This window comes from Lysobacter sp. DMC97, from assembly GCF_056313745.1.
Map to the genome: position 1 here is coordinate 1 of NZ_JBQUZR010000010.1, position 11,521 is coordinate 11,521.

An 11,521-nucleotide genomic window follows, 5' to 3' on the forward strand; every position below is an offset into this window, starting at 1 on the left:
GCGCACTGCTGATCAACCCTCCGGTACGCTGGGAGGACCAGCGGGCAGCGCTTGGCACGACGCCTGCGCCTCCTCGGGGGAGGAAGCCAGGTCGACGAGATACATAGACGAAAACAATCAAGAGCAGCTTTTTGATTCTTGAGAAAAATGATCTGAGGGATAAGCCTATCCCAGTTGCAATCCTTGATGGATGGCCCAAAATCCCGAATGGGATCTCAGGGGGTACGGCAAGGAGCTGTATGGCGACGCACGATATCGAGCAGTTTGTGACTGAGTACGTCAAGGAGCTGGAAGCCGGCACTGCTGCCGTATTTGCAGGTGCTGGACTCTCCGCGAGTGCGGGCTTCGTGGATTGGGCGACTCTGCTGAAGCCTATCGCCGACGACTTGGGTCTTGATGTGCGAAAAGAGCAAGACCACCTGGTGGCGCTGGCTCAATACGCGGTAAATAGCCGCGGCAATAATCGAAGTGCTTTGCACAAGCGATTGTTGGAAGAATTTCCGTCACACAAAACACCCTCCGAGAATCACCGCCTGCTCGCACGACTGCCGATTCCGGTGTTCTGGACGACGAACTATGATCGGTTGATCGAACGTTCTCTGGAAGATGAACGTAAGATTCCAGACGTAAAGATCACTACGCCTCAGCTTGCGCATTCCAAGCCGCATCGAGATGCGGTGATCTACAAGATGCACGGTGACGTGGAGTTCCCTGGCGATGCCGTGCTTACGAAAGATGACTACGAAGGATACTCGAGTGGTCCGCGTGCGTCATTCGTGACTGCCTTGAAGGGCGATCTCGTATCTCGCACTTTCTTGTTTCTCGGGTTCAGCTTTCGAGACCCGAATCTTGATTACATCCTTTCGCGAATCCGCATAAATTTTCAGAGAGATGCCAGAGAGCACTATTGCATTACGAGGCGTGTCCAAAGAAGTGACTTTGCGGATCAAGAAGCATTCGACTATGCAAGCGTCAAGCAGAAGCTTGTGATCGATGATCTCAAGCGTTTCAATATCAAGACCCTGCTCATTGATCAATATTCCGAGATCACCGATATTCTCCGCAAGATTGAGGCGCGCTATCGCCGAAAGACGTTGTTTGTGTCGGGAAGCGCAGAAGAATTCGGGAGATGGGAAAAGGATGTTGTCGAGGAATTTCTAAGTGCGCTTGGACGAATTCTGATTGACAAGGGCTATAGGATTGTTTCTGGCTTCGGGCTTGGGATCAGCAATGCACTTCTTTCAGGTGCGACCGAACAAATTTACGATCAGAAGCTCGGCCATTTCCAAGACTACTTGACGGTTCGTCCATTTCCGCGTCACACGCCAGATCCTGTAAAGCGAAAAGCTCTGTGGACGGCATTCCGCCGAGAGTTGATCCAGCAGGCCGGCGTCGCCATTTTTCTGTTCGGAAACAAATCAGTGGATGGAAAAATTGTGCAGGCTGATGGCGTATTTGAGGAACACAGCATCGCGGATGAGCTTGGTTTGGTGCTTGTCCCCGTTGGCGCGACAGGATATGCAGCCGAGACATTAGGGCGCGATATAGATAAGCGACTTGAGGGACACCCGGATGCTTATCGTGAGGCGATGCAAGATCTGCAGGTTTCTGTTCAAAGCCCAAATGAGCTGCTGAGCAAGATCATCAACATGTTGGATCAAATCAATAGGAGCAACTGATGGCACGCCGGGTATTTTTCAGTTTTCATCACGTCCGCGATAGTTGGCGGGTTGGTCAGGTTCGCAACTCATGGGTGACGAAGCCTGATCGTGAAGCTGCTGGCTTTTGGGATTCGGCTGAATGGGAAGAGGTCAAGCTCAAGACGCCAGATGCGATTCGTCGCTGGATCGACAAACAACTGGAAGGTACGTCCGTGACGGTGGTTCTGATTGGCGCGGAGACTTCAAGTCGTCCCTATGTGAAATACGAAATCGAACAGAGCATCGCTCGCGGTAACGGCCTGCTTGGCATCTATATTCATAACATGAAGGATGCAAGTGGCAATACGGACACCAAGGGGAGCAGCCTGCTTCCGAGTGGCTATCCGGTCTACGACTGGGTCAATGACAATGGCCGCGATAACATGAGCGTTTGGATAGAGGCGGCTGCAAAGAAGGCTGGAAGATAGCTAAGCATCGCAGTTCCGTGCCTTATCCGGCGAGGCTAGTCGGATAGTAGTTTTTTTGGCCGGGTGCCGGACGCGCTGTGAGCAAGACCATGCCTCGGTTTCTCCTTGGGCATTGCTTCCATCGCGGATGGCTATAGTGGATCGCTTATCCCAGTGTCCGTGAGGCGGGGAAATTCACCATAAGGAAAGACGTTATTAGTGAAGTTGAAGAGGTGAAATAATTTTTCATCATTGCAACGCTTTCACGAGGTCAAATTCAATCTTTCCCTTCCTTCGCCGAAACCTGAACAAGTCATTTGCAATTTGAAATGAACGACATAAGCGGGATGAGGAAATGAAGATCTATGCAGCACGTCACGGTGAGACAAACTTGAATATTGACGATCGCTTTCAAGGCGCGATCAACAGCACTCTAAACATGCGTGGAAGATCGCAGGCAAATGATCTGGCCCGACGTCTGCCGAACGATGTTGTTCATTTGGTTTCCTCGCCACTCAGGCGAGCAGTGGAAACCGCCGAAATTATTGCCACCGAACGCCAACTGCCAATGATTCACATGCCGGAGTTTCGCGAGCGCAGCTTTGGCGTCCTCGAAGGTCTCTCCCAGGCCGAAGCCAAGAATTTCTATCCTGAAATTATCAACCGCAATTTATTGCAAAAATGGGATGAAGCGCCCCAGGGAGCAGAGACGATCCATGAGGTCTGTAGCAGAGTTTTGGCCGGAACTGAAAAATTGAGGTCGCTCAATGGTGTCGGTGCCGTTGTTTTGGTAACGCACGGCTTTGTCATTCGAATCCTCCAGCACCTGCTGCAGGGAATTCCTGCACAGAAAATGTTTGCCCTTCCGAGGCTCGGGAATGGTGACTTCATCAAACTTTTTCTTTGAATGGCGCCGATCCATGAATTTGTCAATGGAAGGCAGCGACTTTTGAATATTCAAACGAGAGGCGGAGGGGAATAACGATGGCTACGTTACAGGAAGCGAGGCCCAAACAGCCTCAGGCAGTGGTATTTGTCCACGGACTTGGCGGTGGCATTCGAACCTGGGGTCAATTCGGAGATCTCGTTCGCAATGATCAAGATCTCTCCAATGGATTCGACGTTCTGCACTACAGCTTTCCCACGGTACTCATGGCAATTCCATTTATACGGAAGGCTCCTCGAATACAGACCCTAGCCGACGGACTTCTTACCTTTCTCCACACAAAATGTTCGGCATATGAGCGTGTTCATTTGGTTTGCCACAGCCTCGGTGGACTGGTGGCTAGACACGGCGCTCTGCGAAAGATTAAGGAAGCTTCAGATCGCAAGCCAAGCCTTGATACACTGACATTGTTTGCTGTGCCGTGCAATGGGGCGGGGTTGGCTTCAATCGGGAAATTTATCTCTCCGTTCAATATACAGGTTCGGCAGCTTTGTCGCTCATCTGACTTTCTTGATCATCTAAATGAAAGTTGGGCTGCATCTGCTATTGAAGCGAACATTAGAGTCCGTTACATAATTGGCGGCCTCGATGATATCGTGAGTCCAGAAAGTGCCAGATCGTATTTTGGCAACGCAAATGTTGAAACAGTCATCGACAAGAACCATAAGACCATAGTCAAGCCCAAGGATTCCGATGATCTGTCGTTTGTTATCCTAAAGCAGATATTGCTGACAGGCACTCAGCATATTAGAAATATCCCTGGTGGGCAATCAAGCCTCGACTACCAAGCGCTGGCCGAAAAGCACTATGTAGTGGGAGACTACGCTGCAGCAGAGCAAATTTTGCTCGCGGCAAGAGATCGCAACCATCAGTCCTCTTGGCTGGCTCGCGAGCTAGGAAAAATATACTTTGCCCAGCGGTCATTCGACAAGGTTTATGAGCTTATAGAAAGCTGCTCTAAATCTGCGAAATCTGAAGATCCTGATCTCGCATGTATGAAGGGGGAGTACCTGATTCGAATCGGCGATTTCACGGGCGCAATTGAGGTCCTTACGCGAATATCTCCGAGGACAGTTTACAACGTGGAGTACCTTACCGGAAATGCGTACTTCCTCGCGGGCATAGATAATTCTTTAAACATGGCATTTGCGCTAAAGCATTTGCAAGCCGCAGTAAAAGTAGATGCTGAAAGCTGGTGGGCAAGAACAAACCTTGTTTACGTTCTTCAAATAATGAGAAACCGGCGAGAGTTGCCCAAAACAATCGAAGACGGAGAAATTGCTCAGCAGAGAGTTCGCGCGTGGCAGACCATAAGTGGCGAACTCACTCGCAATCCACTGCTGTTCAGTGCAAGGCTCTATCGGCTAGCCTTGGCTGCAGCTTTCGACGATCGCGTCCTATTTGAGAACACTGTAAGTGAGGATATTGATTTCTTTGCTTCGAAGAAGCTGTCTGTCAACTATATATTTCCTAGTTCATGGCTCGCGAGACTCGGCATTCTATATGAGCAAGATAGCGAGGCCTTCAAGTTCTATCAGCGTGGTTTGGTGAGTTGGTTGGCGTCTATATGAGTCCATCGAGCATTAGACTAATTGCAACCGCGCCGCATACGTTTCATGGCGCTGGGACAATTAAGTGCAGAATTCTTCATGCGCTGCATAGAGCTGGTTTTGACGTCCACTTCGTCGGACTCGGGAGACCATACTTTTTTAAGACACATGTTGGGGATACATTTCAGACGCATGAGGTCCTTATTCCGGAGTCAGAAGCATATTCTACTCATGCCAAGATCTTTTGGAGTACCTATGCGATTGCGGAAAAAGTGGCCGAACTTGCGATTGCTGGAAGCAGTGAGGGATTCAGGGTCGTTCTTTGGGGAACGTATCTTCATCCTTATGTTCAAGCGCTCTGCCTCGCCAATGACTATCTTTCACAAGCAGGGTACGCGCGCAATCCAATAATCAGCTTCCCAGCCGGTTCTGATATTTGGGAATCGGGATCAGCAGTATCGCGATCTGTTTGGTGGCTTCTTGACTCTCAGCAGATAACTGTCAGGGCCACTTACTCAAAGAAGTTCGTTAGAGAGATTCGACGGCGTCACCGAGTACGTGGAAGTTTTATTGTGACGCCGCCAATTCTAGACCCCGCCAGCTTTCCGAGTTATTCACGCATTCAGCGTCAGAATGAGAAGTCAAAAGCTGGAGTTGATCCAAATACAGTGGTTGTCTTGCATCACTCCAACTTGAGGCCAGTGAAAAGAATTCAGGATACTATTGATTTGGTAAAAAGTGCTGCGGCGATCTGCGATTCAGAGGTCTTGCTTGTGATAGTTGGCCCCAATGATTCGAACTCAAGATATTTGGGTGAGCTTCAGTTTGAATTATTTGAACGATCATTCCCCGCTACTCGAAGCCTGAACTTGACGATCGTAAATGTTGGTATCGAAGCTGACGTGCGGAGGTATCTAAGAATTGCTGATATCGCAGTCAACACCAGCGTACATGATTCATTCAATGTGAGTTTGCTCGAAGCGGTTTGGAGTGGTACCGCATGCGTCACATCGCCCGCGCCGGCGATTGCCAGCTATTTTAAGGCTGGACGGTGTGCGCTGGTGTTGTCATACGCACCTGGTTCACGCTTTGTTGATGTGGCTTCGCAAATTGATAGCACCGAATCACCATTCGACCTTGCGGGTGGCGCGAAGGCTCTTGCCAGAATGATTGACAACAGTAGTTACAGAGAACATTTGGCCGTGTCAGCAGATGCTTACCTTAGAAAACATCTGAGCCCCGAAATAGTACTGCAGCGAATCATTTCGATGATCTGTTTGGCGGATGAGGCGAGATGAGATTCGATAGTCGGGAGTTTGGTAAATTTGGGCAATTTCCGTTGTGTGCGGACAACGCAAATGTCGTAGCTAGCATTCTAAGAATTCTAGACGATCCTCGGCTGTCTAGCGGGTGCCTCTTAGGCGGCTCCCGGGCAGCAGGAATCGGCGCTGAAAAGTCTGATGTTGATCTATTTGTGCTGTGCACTGGTAGTGTTGATGACGGTCAGATTGATGAATGTCTATCACAAATACTCGTAGTTCCTGGCGTTAACGGTTTAATTGCCCAAGGCCGATTCCCATGGTTCGGTAGTTGTTTTACCGTCTTCGCCCGGAATATGGAGTTTGCAATTGATATTGGATTCATTGCTGAAAAGAGTGCCGCCACCTTCTTTTGGGAGCCAACGGGCATAATATTGTGGGATGACTATGAGATGATAGAAAGTGGAGTTTCATACTGGGGGCGGCAAGTTGAATCGAATCCTTTTAGAATTGCCAATCCAATTTGCCAAGGATTCATGGCGATCTATAAGGGGTTAAATAGTGTAGATAAGGGAGAGTTGTTCAACGCAATTGAACTCAGTGGACAAGCTCGAAGAGCGTTAATAGTTATTCTACGAAAAAGACTTGGAGGAACTGCGAACGTGTATTACGGACGCGCTGAACGGCGGATTGAGAATGTAATGAGCCAAGAGCTACTTGCGCGTCTAGCCCAGACAGTTCCCCAATACAATCTAGATAGTGCGAGACGCTGTCTGAGAGACCTGGCAGCATGGCTGGTAGAGGTTGGCAAGGAAGCGTGTGAACTGTCGGAGAACGAGCGTCGATCCTATCGCCTACTAGTCGACTTACTTTACAAAAATTGAGCATCCAGTGATAGCAAGCAGTCCTTCGTTCTTAGATATTCCGCATGATTTGCGAGTGGCGCTATCGAATGCCTTTGAAATTCGAGCATTTGAGCTCATGGATACCGGCTCTTGGAACGAGTGCGCTAGATGTCGCAGACATGGCGGAGATCTGTTCCTGAAGATTATTCGAGCCAGAGCGGGCCACTTAGTGCGGCCCCTTGAAGCAGTCGAGTTCGCGTATTCAAAACTGCGCGATTTTTCTCTTGACCCAGCGATCAAACTTATCTTGCCCTTAGCATGGCCTAACGGAAACCTAATTTATCAGGTTCAAGGTGGATTGGCAGTCGTATTTCCATTCATTGAAGATTTGGTTCCGTTTCATCTTGAGAATAGTTGTCTAGATACCGTGGAGTGGATCCGACGAGCCGCAACTGCGCTTGCTGCATTTCACGCTGGCGTCTCTACACCCATAGGCCGTAGTGAATTCGCTGGTGCTTCTATAGATATTCCGCATGTTGCAGGACTTGATGCTTGGCTGGAGGGGTGCGATGCATATTTTCTGTCTGCTTCTGACCGGCTTTGCCGCAACGCTCCATCGTTCGATCTAAGGAAGTTGAACTTTGCTAGGAAGTTCGCAGATGGTCTGTTTGAAAGTATTCGGCGGAATTCTGGAGATGCCGCACTAATACACGGCGACTTTAGATCGGAAAACGTCTCATTTGATCTTGAGCTGAAGCAGATGGTGGTATTCGATTTTGATCTTTGTCGAATTGGGTCGCTTGAAGAGGATATTGTCTACGCTGCTTTGAATTTTGCAGGTGCCCGCTGGCTATATTGCTCTATCGATTGGGATCGCTTTTGGAATTTCCTCGACTTCTACTACGAAGCTAGAGATTTAGGAATTCCGAGGGACATCCTATGGTGGGCTGGTTGGGTTGTCCTGAAGTGGATAACTCTGGCGTTCAAGGAAGAACAAGTGATTGAGCGAACCAAGTTGTTGCGAGAAATTACAATCTCAACGTTTCCGGGCGCGAAGCTCAGAGGTGTGGAAATGCCGTGTATCGATTAGTGAATTGTGTTGGCATGGACCTGCCCCCACCAGCCGTACCTGATAAAGTCCTGGGCTGAAGGGTACAGCACTGAACAAGAACACGGCGTAGCTGTTCTTTGCCGACAGCGATGATGCGAAAGAATGTCGTTATTGGCTCTCGATTCACTGCGACGGGCTACTATCCGGCGTGAGAGCGCGTTTGGATGTCGGTTGCCCAGGCACGACCAATTTCCAGAGTCAAAACAGCGGCTTGCATGGCGACATGCATGCCGCTTTTTTGTTTCACCCTATCTTCACCCTATTCGCACCCTATCCCGACGAGGGCTGGTTGCGGTTCTGAATCGACTGTCGTGGCCGAATCCCGGCAGGCGCTGCTTGGCACTGTCATCCGAAACCCCGGAGCGATCCGGGGTTTTTTGTTGCCCGTTCGTCCGCGGGCGCGTCCGCGTCGAGCCGCAACGCGGTGCCGGCGATGCACAATCGACGTCGACCGTGACGACAGGGGACGGCGTCGGTGTGCTACTCGGCCGAGGTCTGGCAGGCCTATCAGGACTACGTGCGCCGTTTCGGCGCGGTGATCGGCATCCGCGAATTCGCGGCGCTGTATGCCGAGCGCGCCCACGGCGCGAAGGTGAAGACCACGAAGGCAATGGACGACGCCTTCCTGCGCGACGTCACGCCTGCGACGCGCGCGATCGCCGATGCCATCGCGGCCTGGAACGCGACGCAGGCCGCCGAGCTCGAACAACTCCTGTTCCACCAGCGTAAGCGCCTCGCCGACGCGGAACGCTGGAATGCCGTGCATGCCGCCTAAAGGGCCGTGTCCGCAAGTGCTCCGGATCAGCGAGATCGAGTTTTCAGACCGCTCCGCGGTATCGCAGATCACGTCCCCATTCACCCACCAAAGGGGTGGGTGTCATTTCACGTGGAGGACGATTTTCCCCTTGACGCGCCCGGTCTCCTGATAGCGCATGGCTTCATCGATCGCGAGGAAGGGGAAGGTTCGGTCCACGACGGGATGGATGACCCCGGATTCGATCAGTTCGGTGATCGTGCCCAACTGACCGCCGTGGGCGCGCATGAACACGAACGAGTAGTTGATCCCGCGGCGCCTGGCTTTTTTACGGATGTTTCGGCTCAACAAGCGCATGACCTGCTGCAAGGGCCAGTTCAAACCGTTCTCCCGGGCGAAGGCGACATCGGGCGGACCGGAAATGGAAACGAGGTTTCCGCCGGGTTTGAGCACCTTGAGCGATTTTTCCAGCGTGCTCTTGTCCAGACTCGTGAGCACGAGATCGTAATCGCTCAGCACTTCGGAGAAGTCCTCCTTCTTGTAGTCGACGACGACATCGGCGCCCAGGCGTTTGACCAGATCGACATTGGCGGTGCTTGTCGTCGTCGCCACCGTTGCGCCGAGATACTTGGCCAACTGGATGGCGAACGTGCCGACACCGCCGGATCCGGCGTGGATCAGCACCTTCTGGCCCAGTTTCAGGGCAGCGCGTTCGACCAGGACCTGCCATGCGGTGAGTCCGATCAGGGGAATGGATGCGGCTTCATCCATGGTCAGATTCCGGGGTTTCCGCGCGACTTCGGATTCATCGACGGAGATACGCTCGGCGAAGGTCCCGATTCGATCCTTCCCCGGGCGCGCATACACTTCATCGCCGATCCTGAAGCCTCGGGTCTTGGGGCCGACACCGATCACCACCCCCGCCACATCGTTGCCCAGGATCAGCGGCAATCGATAAGGGAGCACGAGCTTGAATTCGCCATCACGGATCTTGGGATCAAGCGGATTCAATGCGGCCGCATGGATATCGATGAGGACATCGTGGTCGCGAACCTGCGGCTCGGGCATGTCACCGAGGCGCAGCGCGCTGTTCTTCCCGTAGCGGTCCAGGATGAATGCTTTCATGACCGGGTGTCCATGGGCTGGTCGAGGAGCAGGTCTTTGCGGATGCCGGCGTCCAGCAACCGGGCCGGTGCGAACCGGCGAAGCATGCGCAGTCGGTTCGCGAGTTTGCCGGCGGCATATCTGATCTTGGGCGCCTTGGCCGATGCCGCCTGCAGCACCACCTCGGCGACCACGTTCGGCTCGTCGCCGGAGGCCATGACCTTGGTGAGGACCTTGGCCAGCAGCGCCCGGACTTCGCGATATTCGTCGAGCATCGAATCGGGGGGCATCTGGTTCGCGTCGAATGGCGTTTTCGTGTACGCGGGCTCGATCACCGAGACCCGGATGCCGCGGGTGCGCAATTCGTGGTCGAGCGATTCGGAATATCCCTCCACGGCGTGCTTCGTCGCCGAATAGAGCGCCGCGTATGGCATTGGCAGGAACCCGAGAACCGACCCGATGTTGATGATGTGGCCGCTGCCTTGACGGCGCATGTGCGGAACGACGGCGCGGGTCATGCGGATCAGGCCGAAGAAATTCGTCTCGAAGATGGCCTTGGCCTGCTCGATCGAACTCTCTTCGGCGCCAGCCGGCGCTACGCCGAAACCTGCGTTGTTGACCAACAGGTCGATGCGGCCTTCCCGGGATATGACTTCGCTTACTGCCGTCTCGACCGATTCGTCGCTGGTCACGTCGAGCGGCAGCATGGCGAAAGGCTTCTGGCTCGATGACACGCCGAGCCGGCTGGTGCCGTAGACCTTGTAGCCCGCCGATGCGAGGCGGAGCGCGGTGGCTTCGCCGATGCCCGACGAAGCGCCTGTGACGAGTGCAATTCCTGAATGCGGTTTCATGTCAGTGCCTTTTGCGGAAGACGTGGGTGTCTATTTCGTATGATGATCGTCATATTTTTGATCGAATAAAAACCGCTCGGCCGGGCAGGATCAGTTCTCGGTGGGCAGGAGCTGCGCGAGCGTCGCCTTGCACAGCGCATCGGAGAGTTTGGCGTCGTCGACGGCGCGTGCCAGCACCAACGTGCCGACCATCGTTGCGACAGTCACCAGGGCACGTTCATGCGCACCCGCCTGCCCCCAGTCGGGCGAATGCCGGGAGACCAGGTCGATCATCTCCTTGATGCGGCGGGTGGCTGCGCGCCGCACCTCCGCGCTCTGGCGGGGCATTTCCGAAGCCAGTGCTGCGGTCGCGCAGCCGGTTTCGATCTGTTCGATGTGATCTTTCGAAAGATAGGCCTGCATCATCGCCTTGAGCGCATGCTGTGGCGGCAGATTGGCGGCGATACGTTCCATCATCGCCACGCTCTCGCCGCCCGCCCGATCAGCCGCCTCGGCGAGCATGGCGTCTCTCGACGGGAAATGAGCGTAGAAGCCGCCATGCGTCAGGCCAGCATCCTTCATGATGTCGGCGACGCCCGCGCCGTGGTAGCCGCTGCGCCGGATGGCGCGCGCTGCGGCTTCGACGATGCGGTCATGGGTGACTTCTTTGGTGGCGGTGCGTTTCATATGATATCCATCATATTTTCATCTCCGGAAGAATGCAAGCGGCCCTTGGCCCTGGGCGGCGTGCCGCAACCGGTCCGCTCCGCCCGGGCCGCTTCAAGAGGAGGGGCATCCTTGGCGCTAACATTCCCCCGTTGTCGATCCCCGGACATCTCCCTCGCACCCCATGTCCAACCACCTCTCCTGCGACCTCACCCTTCCCGCCGCGCAACTGCCCGCGCTGCAATCGGCGCTGGCGGACTGCGTGGCGCCGGACGAGGGCGTGGCGTCGGTGGACGAGGCGCTGGAAGCGATGTTCCAGCGGTTGCTCGCTGCGCCGGGGACGGAGGAG

Annotated in this window: 11 protein-coding genes; 8 read left to right on the forward strand and 3 right to left on the reverse strand. The window is 53.6% G+C overall.

The genetic code is table 11. The features are described from left to right. Positions 1–239 precede the first annotated feature (239 nt). From ACT53Q_RS18985 to ACT53Q_RS19020, 8 genes are all read left to right on the forward strand, one after another. Complete coding sequence (locus ACT53Q_RS18985) at positions 240–1,679, forward strand: SIR2 family protein (protein ID WP_476188233.1); 1,440 nt, start codon at positions 240–242, stop codon at positions 1,677–1,679. After that, positions 1,679–2,128, forward strand: a complete 450-nt coding sequence (locus ACT53Q_RS18990; RefSeq protein ID WP_476188234.1) for a TIR domain-containing protein — start codon at positions 1,679–1,681, stop codon at positions 2,126–2,128. Before ACT53Q_RS18985 ends, ACT53Q_RS18990 begins: the two co-directional genes overlap by 1 nt. A gap of 334 nt (positions 2,129–2,462) precedes the next feature. Then, entirely contained in the window at positions 2,463–3,014 is a 552-nt protein-coding gene (locus tag ACT53Q_RS18995) for a histidine phosphatase family protein (RefSeq protein ID WP_476188235.1), read from the forward strand. Between the two features lie 77 nt (positions 3,015–3,091). After that, complete coding sequence (locus ACT53Q_RS19000) at positions 3,092–4,624, forward strand: alpha/beta fold hydrolase (RefSeq protein ID WP_476188236.1); 1,533 nt, start codon at positions 3,092–3,094, stop codon at positions 4,622–4,624. Further along, positions 4,621–5,901, forward strand: a complete 1,281-nt coding sequence (locus ACT53Q_RS19005; RefSeq protein WP_476188237.1) for a glycosyltransferase family 4 protein — start codon at positions 4,621–4,623, stop codon at positions 5,899–5,901. Before ACT53Q_RS19000 ends, ACT53Q_RS19005 begins: the two co-directional genes overlap by 4 nt. Next, positions 5,898–6,746 (forward strand): hypothetical protein, encoded by an 849-nt coding sequence (locus tag ACT53Q_RS19010; RefSeq protein ID WP_476188238.1) that lies wholly within the window; start codon positions 5,898–5,900, stop codon positions 6,744–6,746. Before ACT53Q_RS19005 ends, ACT53Q_RS19010 begins: the two co-directional genes overlap by 4 nt. 7 nt (positions 6,747–6,753) lie before the next feature. Further along, positions 6,754–7,797: a phosphotransferase gene (locus ACT53Q_RS19015; RefSeq protein ID WP_476188239.1), complete on the forward strand. Its 1,044-nt coding sequence runs from the start codon at positions 6,754–6,756 to the stop codon at positions 7,795–7,797. 496 nt (positions 7,798–8,293) lie between these two features. Then, positions 8,294–8,593 carry a hypothetical protein gene (locus ACT53Q_RS19020; protein ID WP_476188240.1) on the forward strand — a complete coding sequence of 100 codons (300 nt, stop codon included), beginning with the start codon at positions 8,294–8,296 and terminating at the stop codon, positions 8,591–8,593. A gap of 102 nt (positions 8,594–8,695) precedes the next feature. On the opposite strand, the gene ACT53Q_RS19025 is transcribed toward ACT53Q_RS19020, so the two are convergent. From ACT53Q_RS19025 to ACT53Q_RS19035, 3 genes are all read right to left on the reverse strand, one after another. After that, on the reverse strand, positions 8,696–9,697 hold the full coding sequence (locus ACT53Q_RS19025) for an NADP-dependent oxidoreductase (protein ID WP_476188241.1): 1,002 nt from the start codon (positions 9,695–9,697) through the stop codon (positions 8,696–8,698). Then, the gene (locus ACT53Q_RS19030) at positions 9,694–10,527 is read right to left on the reverse strand and encodes an oxidoreductase (protein WP_476188242.1); all 834 of its coding nucleotides are present in this window, start codon (positions 10,525–10,527) and stop codon (positions 9,694–9,696) included. The genes ACT53Q_RS19025 and ACT53Q_RS19030 overlap by 4 nt, the downstream gene beginning before the upstream one ends. Before the next feature lie 90 nt (positions 10,528–10,617). Then, the gene (locus ACT53Q_RS19035; protein ID WP_476188243.1) at positions 10,618–11,193 is read right to left on the reverse strand and encodes a TetR/AcrR family transcriptional regulator; all 576 of its coding nucleotides are present in this window, start codon (positions 11,191–11,193) and stop codon (positions 10,618–10,620) included. Positions 11,194–11,521: the final 328 nt, after the last annotated feature.